A 17,293-nucleotide genomic window follows, 5' to 3' on the forward strand; every position below is an offset into this window, starting at 1 on the left:
ATCGAAACTTCTATGGGAAACGCCCCACCCCATAGCTGCATCAGCGCAGCTTTGGTGGCAGCCGTGGCACATGCGCCCGTCGTCCAGCCGCGGCGCAGCTCTGGTGTGGTCATATCTGTCATCTGCCACAACGATAGGCACGCAAACCGGTGACGGCAATCGCCAAACAGAGGTCGTTTGTCACCTTTCCAACAATGAGAGCAGGCGTCATAATGGCCCCATGACAACGCAAATCCCCTTACCCGAATACAGATGGCCCACCTTGGAAAAGGGTTGGGTCTGGCTGTGTGGCGCGGGCCCCGGTGATCCGGGGCTTTTGACAATGCACGCGGTAAATGCACTCAGGCAGGCAGATGTGGTAATCTATGATGCGCTTGTGCAAGAGCAAATCCTAAGCTGGGCACCGCAGGCAGACCACATCTACGCGGGCAAACGGGGTGGCAAACCATCGGCCAAGCAGCGCGACATCTCGCTTCGGCTTGTCGATCTGGCGCGGGAAGGCAGACGGGTGCTCCGGCTCAAGGGCGGCGATCCTTTTGTGTTCGGGCGCGGCGGGGAAGAAGCGCAGACACTGGTGCAACACGGCATCCCTATTCGAATCATTCCGGGCATTTCGGCAGGCATCGGTGGTTTGGCCTATGCGGGCATCCCCGTCACGCACCGGGACGTAAACCAATCGGTGACATTCGTGACGGGTCACGACCAGTCCGGCAATACACCAAGCTCGCTCGATTGGCGGAGCATTTCCAAGGGTAGCCAAGTGCTTGTGATTTATATGGGCATGAAGCACATCGCCCAGATTGCAGGGCAACTTATCGACGCGGGGCGCAACATCAACGAACCTGTTGCAGTTGTGACAACAGCCACAACGCAACAACAGCAAGTGCTTGAAACGACGTTGGGGGATGTCGTCGAAGACATCAGAACCGCAAAGCTTGAACCACCTGCAATCATCTGTGTCGGTCAATCGGTTCTGATGCGGCAAGTGCTGGACTGGCAAGGCATGGCAGCGGGCGACGCGCCGCGCAATCTTGATCCATTGGGCCGCGGCCGCCCGGCCGAAACCGGCTGATTTTGTCGATGCCGCCCCTCTTCATCTTGGCCCAAAAACTCCCGCCGGAGGCATCCCCACGCCTCCTCAAAGGATGAGCGTCCTCATTGCTGCCCCGTCATCGGGCAGCGGTAAAACCACCATCACCCTTGGCCTCCTGCGTGCGCTCAGCCGCACAATGGCTTTGCGCGGCGCCAAATCAGGTCCCGACTACATTGACCCCCGCTTTCATGAGGCCGCCTGCGCGCAACCCTGCCTGAACCTTGACGCATGGGCGATGACACCTGCGCAGATCCAGGCACGGGCGGCGGGCCAACTGCCGTTGATCGTTGAAGGGGCGATGGGTCTGTTTGATGGCGCACCACCTGACGGCAAGGGTTCGGCAGCCGACCTTGCACGGATTTTGGCGCTCCGAGTGATCCTGGTCGTGGACGCGGGAAAAATGGCAGGGTCTGTTGCCGCATTGGTGCAGGGCTTCATGCGATATGATCCGCACCTTGAGATCGCAGGCGTGATACTGAACAATGTCGGATCAGCGCGCCATGAAGCGATGCTGCGACGTGCGTTGGGTGACATCTCAGTGCTGGGCGCTGTCCCCCGCGATGCCACCCTCATCCAACCCGCGCGCCACCTTGGGCTGGTCCAGGCGCAAGAGCATCCCGAGCTGGACATCTTCCTTGATCGCGCCGCCGACATTGTCACAGCGCACGTCGATCTCGAACACATCGTATCGCTTCTCAAACCGCTGCCAGCACGGCCCGTTGTTTCGCCCCGGCCCCCGCCCGCGCAGCGGATTGCAATCGCGCAAGACGCCGCCTTCGCGTTCAGCTATCCGCATATCCTGCAGGAGTGGCATGCGGCTGGTGCGGAACTATCGTTCTTTTCACCGCTCGCAAACCAAACGGCGCCTGATGCGGATTTTCTATATCTTCCCGGCGGTTACCCGGAGCTTCACGCAGGCAGGCTGGCAGGGAATACAGATTTTTTGGAAAGTTTGCACACGACGCAAGCGGTGATCTATGGCGAATGCGGTGGGTATATGACCCTCGGCGAGACACTCACAGATGCAAAAGGCAACACCCATGCCATGGCAGGTCTTTTGCCGCTTCAGACATCTTTTGCCGCACGCAAGTTACATCTGGGCTACCGGCATTTGACCGCAGCCGAAGGGCCGCTCGCGGGCCGATGGACGGGCCATGAATTCCACTACGCCACAACGACCAGAGCCGATGGGCCACCGCTTTTCGCGGCGACAGACGCCGAAGGCACACCCCTGCCCCCGATGGGTTTGGTGCAAGGAAATGTCATGGGCAGCTTTGGACATATTATCGACCACAGGTAAGCCAAGCCTTGCCAGCCGGAAAAGACAGGCGTAGCCACGCATGATGACAATGATCGATGACGCCCGCGCCAAGCGCAATGTCGCCGTGCTGGTAGCCGCGCAAGCGATCCTTGGCGCACAATTGCCGATGATCTTCGTGGTTGGTGGCTTAGCGGGTGGGCAGCTTGCCTCCAACATCTGTCTGGCGACTTTGCCGATCTCATTCATCGTCTTTGGGTCGATGACAACCGCCCCCTGGATCAGCCCCTTGATGCAGCGCAACGGGCGGCGATTTGGCTTCATGCTGGGCGCATTTGCAGGTGCGGTGGGCGCTGCGGTATCGGCCTACGGACTTTATACCAGCTCCTTTGCGATCTTGCTGACAGGATCATATTTGACCGGCATCTATATGTCTGCGCAGGGTTTTTATCGTTTCGCAGCGACTGACACCGCCTCTGAGGGGTTTCGGCCCAAAGCGATCTCCTATGTGATGGCGGGCGGCTTGCTGTCTGCGATTTTCGGTCCGCAACTCAACAAATTCGTGCAAGATGCCTCCGTGGTGCCGTTTCTGGGGACCTATATCGCAATCATTTTGCTTAATCTGGTGGGGATGGCGCTTTTCTTGTGGTTGGATCTGCCAAAGGGCAGCAAATCGGAGCCAGAGGTCGTCCAGACCCCAGGCCGCAACCGCAAAGCCTTACTCAAAGACCCGCGGATCCTTGTCGCCATCATCTGTGCGATGGTGTCCTATGCATTGATGAACCTGGTAATGACTTCGACCCCATTGGCCGTTGTTGGCCGTGGGTATTCGACGGATAACGCCAATGACATCGTTTCCGCCCATGTTCTGGCCATGTTCGCGCCGTCGTTTTTCACTGGCCATCTTATCGCGCGTTTCGGCGTGGAAAAAATCATCGGGACGGGACTTGCCATCTTGATGGTGGCAGGTGGTGTGGCGCTCTCCGGTGTGGAACTGGGCAGTTTCTTCATCGCCTTGATCCTGCTCGGGATCGGTTGGAACTTCGGCTTTATCGGGGCGACCACAATGTTGGCAGGTGCGCATCGCCCGCAAGAGCGTGGTGCGGTGCAGGGCATGAACGATATGATCGTCTTTGGCATGGTAACGGTAGCGTCACTTGCTTCGGGCGGCTTGATGAACTGTGCAGGTGGGACCGCCGTGGAGGGCTGGAATGCCGTCAATCTGGCCATGGCGCCGTTTCTGGTCCTTGCGGCCGGGTCGCTCATCTGGCTGGCACGTCAACCGCGCCTATCGCCACCACCCGCGCAGTGAAACGTTCAAGAACCGCAAACTGTCTTTGGCAGGATTGAAGCCGATCGCGTCAGCGGCAACGCGTGCGGGCTCCGCCTGCGCAGCTTCTAGAACTGGCCGCGCATGATAGCCCGCAACCAAAGCCGCCCCCGATGCCTTTGACACAGTCCGACGCGCCGCACGCGCAGCAGCCAAACGCGCCTGAGCCGTCTTTGCCATGGCGCGTAGCCCTGCCTCACTGCTATCCAGCAACGGCTGGCGTCCTTGTTTTGTCAGCGCAGGCAACGCTTGAAAGATATTGGCTATTCCTACCGCGGCTGCAAAATCGCGCACTGTCGTTTCCTGCGCATCCCCCAAGAGCCGCGCGGCGGTCCAGATCAGATGCCCCGAAGTGGCGTTGATGTAGTCGGCGAAATGGGCTTCATCCTCAAACGGATCCGTGTAGACATCCCAGCGCCGCGCCGCGATAAGCCCGTCCAGACATGCCGCACCTTCAGCGTCTAAAATTGCGGCCAAAGCATCCACAACCTCATGCCTGCGCACTGTCCCACCAGCACCAATTTCTTCCAGAGCATCACGCCACCATTGCAGGCGCATTTCGGCGATCATCGCTTCCTGCGTCACCCAGGGCGCACGGGCCACTTCGATGTTGAATGCATAGAGCGGAAACAGGATCTTGCGCGCGGCAACAGGTGCCGCCATGGCCACACGAAACCGCAGAGGGTCCCCGCGTTCTACCAGTGCAGCGCAAGCGTCGAAGCTCATGTTTCGGCCTTTGCACCGTCACGGATCAGTTTCCAATTGATCGCGTCAATCAGCGCGTCGAAGGAGGCATCAACTATGTTCGCACTGACCCCGACCGTGGACCAGCGGCGGCCCTTGCCATCTTCGCTGTCGATGATAACGCGGGTCACGGCCTCCGTGCCGCCATTCGTTATACGCACTTTAAAATCAACAAGTTGCATATCGTCAATGATGGCCTGATAAGGCCCCAGATCCTTGGACAACGCCCTTGAAAGCGCATTGACGGGACCTTGGTCCGATCCATCCGGCCCTTGGCTTTCACTGACATTCAGCATCTTTTTGCCATGGACTTTGGTGACCACGACTGCCTCCGAGATGGAGACCATCTGGTTGCGCTTGTTCTTGCGACGCTCGACCGTCACGCGGTAGCGCTTGACCTCAAAGAACCGGGGCAATGTGCCAAGCTCTTCGCGCGCCAAAAGCTCGAAACTGGCCTGTGCGGTGTCATACGAATAGCCCTGCGCTTCGCGTTCCTTGATGCGCTCAACGATGCGCGGCAATGCGGGATCATCTGCCGCAACAACCAGTCCGGCGTCCAGCAAGCGCGCACGCAGATTGGACTGCCCGGCCTGATTCGACATCGGCACGATCCGGCTATTGCCGACAGTGGCAGGATCAATGTGTTCGTAGGTGCTGGGGTCTTTGGCAATGGCACTGGCATGGAGGCCCGATTTATGGGCAAAGGCGCTGGCACCAACATAGGCTGCCTGCTTTGCGGGCACACGATTGAGAATATCATCCAGCAGACGTGACGCCCGCCGCAACCCCTTCAAGGCTTCCAGCGACACACCCGTTTCAAACTGGCTGGCAAAGGGTTCTTTTAACAACAGCGTCGGAATGATTGTGGTCAGATTTGCATTGCCACACCGTTCTCCCAAGCCATTCAGCGTGCCCTGCACCTGCCGCGCACCAGCCAAGACCGCCGCCAATGTATTGGCAACCGCATTTTCGGTGTCATTATGCGTGTGGATCGCCAGATGATCGCCGGGAATGCCGCTCGCGATTACCGCATGGACGATATCGCTGACCTCATGCGGCAACACGCCGCCGTTGGTATCACAAAGCACAACCCAGCGCGCGCCCGCATCATAGGCCGCATGAATGGCTTTGAGCGCATAGTCGGGATTGGCTTTGTAGCCATCGAAAAAGTGTTCGGCATCAAACAGCCCTTCGCGCTCTTTGCCTGCAATATGGGCGAAACTGACTGAGATGTTTTCGATGTTCTCATCAAGCGTAATGCCAAGCGCGGTTGTGACATGAAAATCATGCGCCTTACCAACCAGACAGACCGCCGGCGTGCCCGCATTCACGACCGCTGACAGTACATCGTCGTTCTCAGCAGAGCGACCACTGCGTTTGGTCATCCCAAAGGCCGTGAATGTCGCATTGGTCTTGGGCGGGCTTGCGAAGAACTCCGTATCGGTTGGGTTCGCGCCCGGCCAACCGCCTTCGATATAGTCAAGACCCAGGCCATCGAGCACAGCTGTGATCTGGTGCTTTTCGTCTGCCGAAAACTGCACGCCTTGGGTTTGCGCACCATCGCGCAGGGTCGTGTCAAACAGATACAGACGTTCTTTGGTCATCACAGCCCCTCCAGCTTCGCGGCGTCAAAATCTGGACCGGGGGACCATGTCGCCTGCCCGCCCACATCTGTCACCTGCACGCCTGCGGCATTGAGGATGTCACGCACCTGATCGGCGCGGCCCCAATCCTTGGCAGCACGCGCCGCCGCACGGTCGGCCAGCAAAGCATCGACGCGTGCGGCAATCGCAGGCGCCACATTCGGCCCGGCCTCACCCCCGTCAAACATCGGGATTTTGGCCCAGTCATTCACCAGCCCCAGCATCCCCATCCCATAGGCAAACCCGGCGAGCGCTTGTGGGGTTTTGCCCTTGGACAACACATGCAGACGCGCCAAGGCACCGGATGTATTGATATCATTGGCCAAAACACCGATGAATTCTTCATCCGGTTTCCAGTCTCCGACCGCCGTCAATGCCTTGATAAGCTCCGGCCCGAACCCGTGACCCTGCAAAATACCATACCATTTGCGCAACGTGCCTTCGGCCTCCGCACGGCGGGTTTCGGTCCAGTCCATCGTCTTGCTGTAATGGGTGCCCAGCATGACCAGTCGGATCACCTCTCCCGGCACCCCCTGATCGAGCAGGTCGCGGATCGTGAAGAAATTGCCCAAGGACTTGGACATCTTCTTGCCCTCGACCTGTAGCATCTCATTGTGAACCCAGTAGCGGGCAAATTCGCCATGCGGATAGGCGCAGGCCGATTGTGCGATCTCGTTCTCATGGTGCGGGAATTGCAAATCGTTGCCGCCGCCATGAATGTCGAAGCTTTCGCCCAAAATCTCATGGCTCATGGCGGAGCATTCGATATGCCACCCCGGACGACCATACCCCCAAGGGCTATCCCAGCCCGGAACGCCATTACCAGAGGGCTTCCAAAGCACAAAATCCATCGGATTGCGTTTGTAAGGCGCGACCTCAACGCGTGCCCCGGCGATCATATCGTCAACAGACCGCCCCGATAGTGCCCCATACGCAGCATAGCTATCGACGGCAAATAATGCATGACCTTCGGCGGCGTAGGCGTGGCCTTTCGCGATCAGATCCTCAATCATCGCGATCATTTGCGGGATGTGGTCGGTCGCGCGCGGCTCATGCGTGGGGCGCAGCGCACCAAGGGCATCCATATCATCATGGTACCATTGGATGGTTTCGGCTGTGATATCACCAATGGCCCGCCCGTTTTGTGCGGCGCGGGCGTTAATCTTGTCATCGACATCCGTGAAATTGCGCACATAGATCACGGCATCGGCGCCATATTGTTCACGCAGCAATCGAAACAAGACATCAAATACCAATGATGGCCGCGCATTGCCCAGATGCGCGCGGTCATATACCGTCGGCCCACACAGATAGAGCCGGATGTTTTCCGGATCGATGGGAATGAATTCCTCGCGTTTGCGGGTCTTTGTATTGTGCAGCCGAATAGTCGTCATAATGCCTCACGCGCGCAGGTTACGCCGCGGGCTTACCAAGTTCAGTTTTGATTTGAAACGTGAAAGAGCAACCCGCGACTGATGTCAGCAGATAATAATGCAGCAGATAATGGTGCAGTTGCTCTTCATGCGGGCTTGGTAGCAGTTGGAAGGCCTCGCGTCCAGACGATCATTGACAGCATTAAGGACGCATGACGTCGCAGCGACTGCGGTGTCCGTCGGCATTGGCCTCAAAGCATTGCCAAAAAGGGTCAGCGATCAGTTCAGTCAGGTGTAGCAAATGACCTCGATCTCGACCTGATCGGCATCGTGGAAATAGAACCGCCGGCCGGGCTCATAATTGGCGTGGCTGTGGGGAGCAAACCCCAGCGCTCTGACCCTCCCTTCCACCGCATCCAGATCGTCAACAACAACACCAATATGGTTCAGCCCGCCGCGCGTTTGATAACTCGCATTGGTTTTCGGGACCGTTTGTTCCGGTTTCGCACCGGAATACACCGCGACGTAGCTGTCATCTGTTCCGACATGAACAGTATAGCCCGCCGCCTTTGCCGCGCCTTCCCAACGGATGTGCCAGCCAAAGATATCAGACAGCATTTGCGCCGTTCGGTGTGGATCCGAGACGGTGATATTGACGTGTTCAAGCTGGGCCATGAATTACATTCTCCGTTTGAAAGCAGTGATAACGCGGGCGAACACGCTGGGTTTTGTTGATCGGCTGATGTCTTGAAAGCAGCCGCAGCCCAAGTCATGCCCCCATCCCAAACCGTCGCGCTTCATCGCAGCGAGTGCTTCGGGGTCGGCGCAGTAGCGTTTGCTGTGCTGGGTGAGCATGGGAAACCTCCTCTATCAATCTGTGTTCATATCTGTTGTAATTTCTCAAGTTAACTTGAGATCAAGGATTTTCTGCATGTCCCACGGATTGAGCATAGGAGACCTCGCTGCGCGTACCGGCCTCGCTGTGTCCGCGATCAGGTTTTATGAAACCCACGACATTATCAAACCGGTGCGCAATGCAGGCGGGCATCGGCGTTATGGGCGTAGCGATATCAGGCGGTTGTCGTTTGTGATGGCCGCCCAGAAGCTTGGGTTCTCTCTGTCAGAGATCGCCCCGCATCTGCATCGCCTGCCCGATCACAAAGCCCCCACGAAAGCCGATTGGACCCGCATCAGCACGAAATTTCGCAAAGACATCGACGCCCGCATCGACGCACTGGAGGAGCTGCGTGACAAGCTTGACGGCTGTATTGGCTGTGGCTGTCTGAGCCTCAAATCATGCGCGCTTTACAATCCGGGCGATATGAAGGCGGCAGAAGGCGCTGGTCCGCGCAATCTGACCGCGATCACCACTTGACTTCGCCGCCTTCTCATCGTTCCCCTGCGGGTTATGAAACTCTCGCATCGTATCACCAATATCACCGGCGGTGGCTCTGACGGCTGGGACGTCTTTTATAGAGCCCGCCAAATGAAAGCGGACGGTTTGCCCGTCATTGAGCTCACGATCGGAGAACATGACATCCGCACCAGTCCGCTTATCCTGGGGGCGATGTATGATGCAGCGACTGCCGGGCATACGGGCTACGCTGCGGTGCCGGGCACTGTCACGCTGCGCGAAACCGTGGCGGCCCGGATCGCAAAACGGAGTGGCGTGCCCACCCACAAAGAAAACATCCTGATTACGCCCGGCGGACAGGCCGGGCTTTTCGCCGCCCATATTGCCGTTTGCGACGACGGCGATACGGCTGCTTTTATTGACCCTTTTTACACCACCTACCCCGGCACAGTGCGCACGGCCGGTGCAATCCCGAAGGTGATCGTGACTGGCCCGGAGACATCCTTTCAACCGACCAAAGATGCATTGATGACTGCCACAAAAGGGGCCAAATCGCTTCTGGTCAACAGCCCCAACAACCCCACTGGCGTCGTCTATTCCGCGCAAACAATGCAGGACATCGCCGATGTGTGCATTGCCAATGATCTCTGGTTGATTTCGGATGAGGTCTACGACACACAAATCTGGGACGGCACGCATATCACGCCGCGCAGCTTGCATGATATGGCAGAGCGCACGTTGGTTATTGGCTCGATGTCCAAGAGCCACGCCATGACGGGCAGCCGGATCGGTTGGATTTGCGGGCCAGAGAACGCAATTGCACAGTTGCTGAACAAAGCCACGCATACCAACTACGGCGTGCCCGGTTTTATTCAGGATGCCGCCGAATATGCGCTGAACCAAGGTGATGAGGTCGAGGAAAGGGTCGCAGCCCCGTTCCGCCATCGTCGTGATCTGACAATGCAAGCCCTGGCGGGACAAAACGTGGTCCGCGCCGTTCCTGCGCAAGGCGCGATGTATGTGATGCTCGACATTCGGGCAACGGGCATGGATGGCGAAAGCTTTGCCAATGCACTTCTGGACGAAGAACTGATCGCCGTGATGCCGGGTGAAAGCTTCGGAAAGGCCGCCGCGGGTCACCTGCGCGTGGCGATGACGGTGGATGATGCCAGCTATGTCGCGGCGCTCAGCAAATTGATTGCTTTCGCGCAAGACCGGGCGGCTTAAGGTGCGGCGATTTTGCCACCGCTGACAGGCGCCCGCACACCTGTTGTCTCGGGGCTGGACAGCGGCAACCCCTTCGCCGCCCGCACCGCCAAAAATGCAAAAGCCTGCGCTTCAAGCATGTCCCCATCGAGCCCTGCGGCCTCCACCGGTTGCACCGCACAAGGCAGCGCCTGCATCAAACCTGCCATGATCGTCTTATTGTGCCGTCCGCCACCCGAAACCAATACGCGCGCAGGTATCTCGGGGCAAAGTGCCAGCCCCGCCTTGACGCTTAGCACCACAGCGGCGGCGAGCGTCGCCAACGCATCTGCGTCGCCCAAATTGCCAACATCCGCAGACAGCCCGCCAAAGGCGTCGCGGTCCAGCGACTTTGGCGCCGCTTGAGCGAAATACGGATGCATCCCGAAGCGCGCCAAAACGTTTTCCTCCGCGATCCCATGACTTGCGCGCGTGCCATCCTTGTCAAATGCTTCGCCCAACCGCTGCATCGTCAGATCATTCATCGGCGCATTGGCGGGACCAGTGTCAAAGGCAAGCAAAGCCTTGGGGTCAGCAGGGTCTTCGCGTGTCGGATCAACCCATGTCAGATTGCCTACACCGCCAAGGTTCAAAAACACGACCGGTGCCAAAGCGCCGATCCATTTGGCCAACGCGAAGTGATAGAACGGAGCCAGTGGTGCGCCCTGCCCGCCATGCGCCACGTCATTGCTGCGAAAATCCCACGCCACGGGATAGCCCAAGACCTGTGCCAGCCGCTGCCCGTCACCGCATTGATGGGTGCCCCGTCCACGCGGGTCATGGGCGAGCGTCTGGCCATGGAAACCTGCGATATCAATGCCTTGGAAACTCTGCATGAGCTCTAGATGCACGTCTTCGACAATCCGGGCCGCACCCGCAACATCATCGGAGTGCCAGCGCCCCAAATGCGCCTTCACAACGGCCTGCTCCGCAGCGCTATAAGCGCGGTAGGCGGTCGCGCCAAAATCATAAATCTGGACCCCGTCGGTTTCGATCACCGCCGCATCCACACCGTCCAGCGACGTCCCCGACATTGTCCCCAATGCCAAAGCCCTGTCCCCTTGCAACATCCGCTTTCCCTTCGCCCCTTGCCTGACTATAGAGTGCCCCGAGACGCAAACAGGAACAAGCCAATGACCTACCATCCGAAATCCGAGTTTATGAACGTCATGATGACGCGCGGCTTCTTGGCGGACTGCACGGATTATCAAGGCCTCGACGAGGCGCTGAGCAAAGGCGTTGTTCCCGCCTATATCGGCTTTGATGCAACGGCGAAATCGCTGCATGTGGGCTCTTTGATCCAGATCATGATGCTACGGTGGTTGCAAAAGACCGGCCATAAGCCGATCACACTGATGGGTGGCGGCACCACGAAAGTGGGTGACCCGTCGTTCCGTGCCGATGAACGCCCTTTGCTGGGACCAGCGCAGATCGACGACAACATCGCAGGCATCAAACAGGTGTTTTCCGCCTATCTGCATTATGACGACGCCCCAGCGGGTGCAATGATGATTAACAACGCCGAATGGCTGGACGGGTTGAAGTACCTCGATTTCCTGCGCGACATCGGGCGGCATTTTTCGATCAACCGGATGCTGTCCTTTGAAAGCGTGAAATCGCGACTGGATCGGGAGCAGTCGCTGTCTTTCCTGGAATTCAACTACATGATCTTGCAGGCTTATGACTTCCTTGAGCTGAACCGCCGCTATGGCTGTCTGCTGCAAATGGGCGGCTCCGATCAGTGGGGCAATATCGTCAATGGTATCGACCTGACGCGCCGTGTGCTGGATCAAGAAATTTACGGTCTGACATCACCTTTGCTGACAACCAGCGACGGCAAGAAGATGGGCAAATCGCAGTCAGGTGCCGTTTGGCTGAACCCGGATATGTGCAGCCCCTATGAGTTTTGGCAGTTCTGGCGCAATACGACAGACGCGGACACAGGCCGTTTCTTAAAGCTATACACCGAATTGCCGGTGGACGAATGTGACCGTTTGGGTGCGCTGGAAGGCTCTGATATCAATGCTGCCAAGATCATCCTTGCCAATGAGGTGACAACGCTGTTGCACGGCGCGGATGCTGCGAAAGCGGCGGAGTCTACGGCCCGCGAAGTCTTTGAAAAGGGCGGCGTGGGTGATGATCTGCCGACACTGACGTTGAGCGCGGATGATCTCGGCGATGGCATGTCGATTGTGCAAATTATCGTCAAATCCGGTCTGGCCAAAAGCGGCAAGGAAGCCAAGCGGCTGATTGCGGAAAACGGTGCAAAGCTGAACGACGCCCCGCTGACGGACGCAGGCATCATTATCGACGCAGCGGGCCTTTCCCGGCCGATCAAGCTGAGTGCGGGCAAAAAGCGTCATGCGCTTGTCCAACTGGGCTAAGACAGAAACTGAGCCGCAATCAGGATCGTGACCGCTGCGCAAGCTGACCCAAGCAAGGCTGGTCGCGGGGCTGGTCCAAATATCCCGATAGCCGCAAGATTTGTCTTTTTGGCGAAGCCATGGCCCGTATCTTGCGTCTATGATCTTTGAGATGGCTGAACAGGCTGGAATCCTCCGTCATCCCCCGCTATCACGATTTCGACTGAATACGAGGTGTCACCATGACACAAACCATTCTTGAGCGCTGCGAGGCCAATGGACTGCGCATGACAGACCAACGCCGCACGATTGCGGGTGTGTTGCAGGATGCCGACGATCACCCCGATGTTGAAGAGCTTTATAACCGCGCCTCTACAGTGGACCCGCGGATCTCGCTGGCCACGGTTTATCGCACCGTAAAGCTTTTTGAAGAAACCGGCATTCTGGAAAAGCATGAATTCGGCGATGGCCGTGCCCGCTATGAGGCCGCCGACCGCGACCACCATGATCATTTGATCAACGTCAACTCAGGCGAAGTCATCGAATTCGTCGATCCAGAGATAGAAGCTCTGCAAGAACGCATCGCCCAAAAGCTGGGCTACCGCCTGATGGGGCACCGGCTTGAACTCTACGCCGTGCCTCTGACTGACAAGGACAAGTAAGACTTGGACAATATCCGCGGTGCGGCCTTTATGGTCTTTTCGATGTTCTGTTTCGCGGTGGAGGACGCGTTAATCAAGTTATTGGCCGAGGCCATGCCAGTGGGTCAAATCCTGTCGCTGATCTGTTTGGGTGGTTTGATCTTGTTTCTTTGCTGGAGCAAATTCAAAGGCGAAAACCTTTGGCAGCCTGCCTATCTGGACACCAAAGTCGTTTTGCGCAGCTTTAGTGACGTCGCCGGAGCCATGATGTTTGTGACATCGTTGACGCTGATCCCGCTGACGACGGCCTCTGCCGTTATTCAAGCCACGCCACTGGTTGTGGCAATGGGGGCTGCGGTGTTTTTGGGACAAGGCATTGGCTGGCGCCGTTGGATTGCCATTTTGATAGGGTTTGCAGGCGTTTTGATCATCATTCGACCGGGAATGGAGGGGTTCACCCCCGCGACCCTTCTTGCGGTTGGTGGGATGCTGGGGTTGGCAGCGCGGGATTTGTTTACGCGCGGGCTGACGGTAACACTGTCTGGCACGCAACTTGCGATCCATACGTTCGCATTGATCGTGCCTGCCGGGTTTATCTTGATGTATCTGCAAGGCCAAACCCCGACGGTCCCCGATACGCGTGATACATTGATCCTGATAGCAGCGATATTCATCAGCATGATTGCCTATTTGGCGATTGTTGCTGCCACGCGTGGCGGGAATGCCGGCATTATTTCATCCTTTCGCTACAGCCGCATGATCTTTGCCCTGATCATTGGCTATCTGGTGTTTGCCGAAGTCCCTGACGCCGTAACCCTGATTGGGGCCGGGATCATCGTCACATCAGGCATTTACACACTCCGGCGCGAAACCAAGCTGCGCCGTGCTTCCCTATCTGCAAATCCCGCGCTATAGAGGCGCTGATACCGCTAACATTCGCCCTTAGGAGCCAAACATGAGCACCATCATTGATATCCACGCCCGCGAAATCCTCGATAGCCGTGGCAACCCCACGGTCGAAGTCGACGTGATCCTCGAAGACGGCACCATGGGCCGTGCGGCCGTGCCTTCGGGCGCATCCACCGGCGCGCATGAAGCTGTCGAGAAGCGTGATGGTGACAAGAGCCGCTACATGGGCAAAGGCGTGTTGGAAGCGGTTGCGGCCGTCAATGGCGAAATCGCCGAAGCCATCCTCGGCTTTGACGCCACCGAACAGGTGGCCATCGACATGGCAATGATTGAGCTTGACGGCACCCACAACAAAGGCCGCCTTGGGGCGAACGCCATCCTGGGTGTCTCTATGGCCGTTGCAAAAGCCGCTGCGGACTTCACAGTACAGCCGTTGTTCCGCTATATCGGTGGTACCTCTGCACGGACCCTGCCGGTACCGATGATGAACATCATCAACGGGGGCGAGCACGCCGATAACCCCATCGACATTCAGGAATTCATGATTATGCCTGTGGCCGCGGACAACATCCGCGAAGCCGTGCGTATGGGCTCTGAGGTGTTTCACACGTTGAAAAAAGAACTCTCCGCTGCCGGCCATAATACCGGCATCGGCGATGAGGGCGGCTTTGCGCCGAACCTTGCCAGCACGCGCGTGGCCCTTGATTTCATCATGACCTCCATCCAGAAAGCAGGCTACAAACCGGGCGAGGATATCTATCTCGCGCTCGATTGTGCGGCGACGGAATACTATAAGAACGGCAAATATGAGATGGTCGGCGAAGGGGTTTCGCTGACGTCGGAAGAAAACGCAGCTTACCTGGCGAAACTGGCCGAAGATTACCCGATCATCAGCATCGAAGATGGCATGTCAGAGGATGACTGGGACGGCTGGAAAACCCTGACAGATATGATCGGCGCTAAGGTGCAATTGGTCGGTGACGATCTGTTCGTGACGAACCCTGCCCGCTTGGCAGATGGCATTGCCAAAGGCTCTGCCAACTCCATGCTGGTGAAAGTCAACCAAATCGGCACATTGACCGAAACATTGCAGGCCGTCGACATGGCGCACCGTGCGCAATTCACCAACGTGATGTCGCATCGCTCCGGCGAAACTGAGGACGCGACGATTGCAGACTTGGCCGTAGCCACAAACTGCGGACAGATCAAAACCGGGTCGTTGTCGCGGTCTGACCGTCTGGCCAAGTATAACCAGCTGATCCGTATCGAAGAGCTGCTGGGTGAAACGGCGATCTACGCAGGCCGGAGTATCCTGAAAGGATGATCCTGAACGCGGGCATGTATGATGTCCCCGGCGGGCATGTGGCAACCATCGTCACCCATCTTGAGATGACGACCCCCACCATGCCCGCGCAATTGCCTTTTCCGGACGGCATCACAGCAACCAGTCAAGACGTTGATCCTGTAACCTATCGGGCGATTTTTCGGTCGGTTGGTGGGCCTTGGCTGTGGACCTCTCGGCTTTTGCTGGATGATGCAGCATTGGCGAAACTTCTGGATGACCCGCTGAATGAAATTTGGGTGCTGCGTCAGGATGGCACTGATATCGGATTGATTGAATTGGATTTCAGCAAGCCGCAGGAATGCGAGCTGGTGCTGTTTGGCATGGTTCCAACAGCCACCGGACAAGGGCTTGGCGGACCGATGATGGCATTGGCACAATCGCGTGCCTTTGCGCGCAAGATTAGGCTTTTCACCGTCCACACCTGCCACCTTGACGACCCGCGCGCCCTGGCATTTTATCAGCGCATGGGCTTCAACCCGGTCAAGCGTGCGGTTGAAGTCTTTGCCGATCCTCGTCTGACTGGCACCCATGACCCCGCAATCGCACCGCACATCCCATGCCTGAAATGACCGCAGATGATGTCATCGCGCAACTGGACCTGACCCCGCATCCAGAGGGCGGGTATTATCGTCAAACATGGATCGCGGAAAATGATGGGCGGGCGATGGGCACCTGCATCTATTTCTTGCTCAAAGCGGGGCAATCGAGCCACTGGCACGCGGTCGATGCGGTCGAGATTTGGCATTTTTACGCTGGCGCGCCGCTAATTCTGTCACTGGCCGCCACCCTTGCGGGGCCTGCCAACGATATCTTGCTTGGCCCCGAACTGGCCGCCGGACAAATACCGCAAGCCATTGTTTCTACTGGCCATTGGCAAAAAGCGGCAACAACGGGCGATTGGACACTCGTGGGCTGTACCGTCTCTCCCGGTTTTCAATTTGAAGGTTTCACCCTCGCCGATCCGGGCGTGGATATCCCCCGTTAGCCCGCCGGATCCTTGAGAAAAGCATCCTCCTCAGGCATTTCGCCGGTCTCCAGAATGTGCATCATCTCACCGTTTAACTGCGCCTCGCGCGGGCCTAACAGCTCTTTCACCCGGCGCACGTATTCTTCGTTCTGCATCACTGGAATATTCGGATCATAGGCATCGGCAAGCGTAATCATTGAATCGCGATCATGGCGATTGAACGCATCCACCATCAATTGCGCGCGATCTTTCGGCACGTGCATAGCTTCCAACGCGGACCGGCCCATGCGCAGCGAACTGTCGTAGTTTTCGCGGATAATGTCCCGGCAGCCTGCCGCCCAAAGCTCATAGACGTGGTGGCGATCAACGGCACGCGCGATGATATGGACGTGTGGTGCCGTTGTGTGCACGTAATGCACCAGTTCCGTCAGCTTGTCCTTGTCATCAATGGCTGCGACAAAGATCTTTGCATTATGCAGCCCCGCAGCATGCAGAAGATCGGGGCGAGTGGCATCGCCATAATATATACGCGCCCCGAATTGCCGCATATTTTCGAGGTGTTGTGCGTTGTAGTCGATCACGGTCAGATTGTATCCCGCAGCGCTGAGTATCCGACGCACAAGCCCACCGATCCGGCCACCGCCTGCGATAATCACCTCACCCTGCTCTTCGATTTCATCTGCCTCTCCAGTATCGGCGGCGGCGTAGCGGGGTACGATCACGCGATCATAAAAGATGAATAAAAGCGGCGTCAGCATCATCGAGATCGCGACCACCAACAGCAGTTGATCCGCCAGCATCTGCGGCAGGATCATATTCGTGACCGAAAACGACAGCAGTACAAAGCCGAACTCACCGGCCTGCGCAAGACTGAGCGCCAGCAACCACCGGTCCGCGCCGCGCAACTTGAAGACCATCGCAAGAACCGCCAGCACCCCCGCCTTGACCGCGATCAAAACCACAGTCAGGCCAAGGATCAGCGCCATGTTCTCCGCCAACAAACCAAAGTTGATCGCAGCACCCACCGT

At 57.6% G+C, this 17,293-nt stretch carries 19 protein-coding genes; 11 read left to right on the plus strand and 8 right to left on the minus strand.

Going from position 1 to position 17,293, the window contains the following annotated elements; translation table 11 throughout:
* Nucleotides 1–122 (minus strand): cobalt-precorrin-5B (C(1))-methyltransferase (locus tag ACFDSS_RS07995; RefSeq protein ID WP_375255256.1); only part of this gene is annotated, 122 nt, incomplete at its 3' end.
* Between the two features lie 98 nt (nucleotides 123–220).
* Between ACFDSS_RS07995 and cobA the strand changes: the two genes are divergently transcribed.
* The 3 genes from cobA to ACFDSS_RS08010 all read left to right on the plus strand — a co-directional run bounded on the left by cobA (nucleotide 221) and on the right by ACFDSS_RS08010 (nucleotide 3,663).
* Nucleotides 221–1,072 carry a uroporphyrinogen-III C-methyltransferase gene (cobA, locus tag ACFDSS_RS08000; protein ID WP_375255239.1) on the plus strand — a complete coding sequence of 284 codons (852 nt, stop codon included), beginning with the start codon at nucleotides 221–223 and terminating at the stop codon, nucleotides 1,070–1,072.
* A gap of 73 nt (nucleotides 1,073–1,145) precedes the next feature.
* Entirely contained in the window at nucleotides 1,146–2,393 is a 1,248-nt protein-coding gene (locus ACFDSS_RS08005) for a cobyrinate a,c-diamide synthase (protein WP_375255240.1), read from the plus strand.
* A 43-nt stretch (nucleotides 2,394–2,436) separates the two neighbouring features.
* Nucleotides 2,437–3,663: an MFS transporter gene (locus tag ACFDSS_RS08010; protein WP_375255241.1), complete on the plus strand. Its 1,227-nt coding sequence runs from the start codon at nucleotides 2,437–2,439 to the stop codon at nucleotides 3,661–3,663.
* Here the strand turns inward: ACFDSS_RS08010 and ACFDSS_RS08015 are convergent.
* The 5 genes from ACFDSS_RS08015 to ACFDSS_RS08035 form a co-directional block, all read right to left on the minus strand.
* Nucleotides 3,640–4,407 carry a squalene/phytoene synthase family protein gene (locus ACFDSS_RS08015; protein WP_375255242.1) on the minus strand — a complete coding sequence of 256 codons (768 nt, stop codon included), beginning with the start codon at nucleotides 4,405–4,407 and terminating at the stop codon, nucleotides 3,640–3,642. The two genes, ACFDSS_RS08010 and ACFDSS_RS08015, sit on opposite strands and share 24 nt — an antisense overlap.
* Nucleotides 4,404–6,029 carry a citramalate synthase gene (cimA, locus tag ACFDSS_RS08020; protein WP_375255243.1) on the minus strand — a complete coding sequence of 542 codons (1,626 nt, stop codon included), beginning with the start codon at nucleotides 6,027–6,029 and terminating at the stop codon, nucleotides 4,404–4,406. Before cimA ends, ACFDSS_RS08015 begins: the two co-directional genes overlap by 4 nt.
* On the minus strand, nucleotides 6,029–7,462 hold the full coding sequence (gene cysS / locus ACFDSS_RS08025; RefSeq protein WP_375255244.1) for a cysteine--tRNA ligase: 1,434 nt from the start codon (nucleotides 7,460–7,462) through the stop codon (nucleotides 6,029–6,031). The genes cimA and cysS overlap by 1 nt, the downstream gene beginning before the upstream one ends.
* A 267-nt stretch (nucleotides 7,463–7,729) precedes the next feature.
* Nucleotides 7,730–8,116 (minus strand): VOC family protein, encoded by a 387-nt coding sequence (locus ACFDSS_RS08030; RefSeq protein ID WP_375255245.1) that lies wholly within the window; start codon nucleotides 8,114–8,116, stop codon nucleotides 7,730–7,732.
* Between the two features lie 3 nt (nucleotides 8,117–8,119).
* Nucleotides 8,120–8,296, minus strand: coding sequence for a hypothetical protein (locus tag ACFDSS_RS08035; protein WP_375255246.1), 177 nt, complete (start codon nucleotides 8,294–8,296; stop codon nucleotides 8,120–8,122).
* Nucleotides 8,297–8,372: 76 nt separating this feature from the next.
* Between ACFDSS_RS08035 and soxR the strand changes: the two genes are divergently transcribed.
* A complete protein-coding gene (gene soxR / locus ACFDSS_RS08040; protein ID WP_375255247.1) occupies nucleotides 8,373–8,816 on the plus strand; it encodes a redox-sensitive transcriptional activator SoxR in 444 nt (147 codons plus the stop codon).
* A 33-nt stretch (nucleotides 8,817–8,849) separates the two neighbouring features.
* Nucleotides 8,850–10,022 carry a pyridoxal phosphate-dependent aminotransferase gene (locus tag ACFDSS_RS08045; RefSeq protein WP_375255248.1) on the plus strand — a complete coding sequence of 391 codons (1,173 nt, stop codon included), beginning with the start codon at nucleotides 8,850–8,852 and terminating at the stop codon, nucleotides 10,020–10,022.
* Here ACFDSS_RS08045 and ACFDSS_RS08050 read toward each other — a convergent pair.
* Nucleotides 10,019–11,110 (minus strand): anhydro-N-acetylmuramic acid kinase, encoded by a 1,092-nt coding sequence (locus ACFDSS_RS08050; protein WP_375255249.1) that lies wholly within the window; start codon nucleotides 11,108–11,110, stop codon nucleotides 10,019–10,021. The genes ACFDSS_RS08045 and ACFDSS_RS08050 overlap by 4 nt on opposite strands.
* A gap of 63 nt (nucleotides 11,111–11,173) precedes the next feature.
* On the opposite strand from ACFDSS_RS08050, the gene tyrS reads away from it, so the two are divergent.
* The 6 genes from tyrS (at nucleotide 11,174) to ACFDSS_RS08080 (ending at nucleotide 16,283) form a co-directional block, all read left to right on the plus strand.
* Nucleotides 11,174–12,424, plus strand: a complete 1,251-nt coding sequence (gene tyrS / locus ACFDSS_RS08055) for a tyrosine--tRNA ligase (RefSeq protein WP_375255250.1) — start codon at nucleotides 11,174–11,176, stop codon at nucleotides 12,422–12,424.
* Between the two features lie 221 nt (nucleotides 12,425–12,645).
* Nucleotides 12,646–13,065, plus strand: coding sequence for a Fur family transcriptional regulator (locus ACFDSS_RS08060; protein ID WP_375255251.1), 420 nt, complete (start codon nucleotides 12,646–12,648; stop codon nucleotides 13,063–13,065).
* A 3-nt stretch (nucleotides 13,066–13,068) separates the two neighbouring features.
* The gene (locus ACFDSS_RS08065; protein WP_375255252.1) at nucleotides 13,069–13,959 is read left to right on the plus strand and encodes a DMT family transporter; all 891 of its coding nucleotides are present in this window, start codon (nucleotides 13,069–13,071) and stop codon (nucleotides 13,957–13,959) included.
* Nucleotides 13,960–13,999: 40 nt separating this feature from the next.
* Nucleotides 14,000–15,277 (plus strand): phosphopyruvate hydratase, encoded by a 1,278-nt coding sequence (gene eno, locus ACFDSS_RS08070; protein WP_375255253.1) that lies wholly within the window; start codon nucleotides 14,000–14,002, stop codon nucleotides 15,275–15,277.
* Nucleotides 15,274–15,867 (plus strand): GNAT family N-acetyltransferase, encoded by a 594-nt coding sequence (locus tag ACFDSS_RS08075; protein ID WP_375255254.1) that lies wholly within the window; start codon nucleotides 15,274–15,276, stop codon nucleotides 15,865–15,867. The genes eno and ACFDSS_RS08075 overlap by 4 nt, the downstream gene beginning before the upstream one ends.
* Nucleotides 15,864–16,283: a cupin domain-containing protein gene (locus ACFDSS_RS08080; protein ID WP_375255257.1), complete on the plus strand. Its 420-nt coding sequence runs from the start codon at nucleotides 15,864–15,866 to the stop codon at nucleotides 16,281–16,283. Before ACFDSS_RS08075 ends, ACFDSS_RS08080 begins: the two co-directional genes overlap by 4 nt.
* On the opposite strand, the gene ACFDSS_RS08085 is transcribed toward ACFDSS_RS08080, so the two are convergent.
* Nucleotides 16,280–17,293: NAD-binding protein (locus ACFDSS_RS08085; RefSeq protein ID WP_375255255.1), on the minus strand; the 1,014-nt coding region annotated here is incomplete at its 5' end. The two genes, ACFDSS_RS08080 and ACFDSS_RS08085, sit on opposite strands and share 4 nt — an antisense overlap.

This window comes from Yoonia sp. (assembly GCF_042093035.1).
GTDB lineage: Bacteria > Pseudomonadota > Alphaproteobacteria > Rhodobacterales > Rhodobacteraceae > Yoonia.

Coding starts and splice junctions, on each gene's coding strand:
- eno (WP_375255253.1), top strand. CDS start 14,000: ATGAGCACCATCATTGATATCCACGCCCGCGAAATCCTCGATAGCCGT.
- cobA (WP_375255239.1), top strand. CDS start 221: ATGACAACGCAAATCCCCTTACCCGAATACAGATGGCCCACCTTGGAA.
- ACFDSS_RS08035 (WP_375255246.1), bottom strand. CDS start 8,296: ATGCTCACCCAGCACAGCAAACGCTACTGCGCCGACCCCGAAGCACTC.
- ACFDSS_RS08030 (WP_375255245.1), bottom strand. CDS start 8,116: ATGGCCCAGCTTGAACACGTCAATATCACCGTCTCGGATCCACACCGA.
- ACFDSS_RS08050 (WP_375255249.1), bottom strand. CDS start 11,110: ATGTTGCAAGGGGACAGGGCTTTGGCATTGGGGACAATGTCGGGGACG.
- ACFDSS_RS08060 (WP_375255251.1), top strand. CDS start 12,646: ATGACACAAACCATTCTTGAGCGCTGCGAGGCCAATGGACTGCGCATG.
- ACFDSS_RS08005 (WP_375255240.1), top strand. CDS start 1,146: ATGAGCGTCCTCATTGCTGCCCCGTCATCGGGCAGCGGTAAAACCACC.
- ACFDSS_RS08015 (WP_375255242.1), bottom strand. CDS start 4,407: ATGAGCTTCGACGCTTGCGCTGCACTGGTAGAACGCGGGGACCCTCTG.
- ACFDSS_RS08045 (WP_375255248.1), top strand. CDS start 8,850: ATGAAACTCTCGCATCGTATCACCAATATCACCGGCGGTGGCTCTGAC.
- ACFDSS_RS08010 (WP_375255241.1), top strand. CDS start 2,437: ATGACAATGATCGATGACGCCCGCGCCAAGCGCAATGTCGCCGTGCTG.
- ACFDSS_RS08080 (WP_375255257.1), top strand. CDS start 15,864: ATGACCGCAGATGATGTCATCGCGCAACTGGACCTGACCCCGCATCCA.
- tyrS (WP_375255250.1), top strand. CDS start 11,174: ATGACCTACCATCCGAAATCCGAGTTTATGAACGTCATGATGACGCGC.
- cimA (WP_375255243.1), bottom strand. CDS start 6,029: ATGACCAAAGAACGTCTGTATCTGTTTGACACGACCCTGCGCGATGGT.
- soxR (WP_375255247.1), top strand. CDS start 8,373: ATGTCCCACGGATTGAGCATAGGAGACCTCGCTGCGCGTACCGGCCTC.
- cysS (WP_375255244.1), bottom strand. CDS start 7,462: ATGACGACTATTCGGCTGCACAATACAAAGACCCGCAAACGCGAGGAA.
- ACFDSS_RS08075 (WP_375255254.1), top strand. CDS start 15,274: ATGATCCTGAACGCGGGCATGTATGATGTCCCCGGCGGGCATGTGGCA.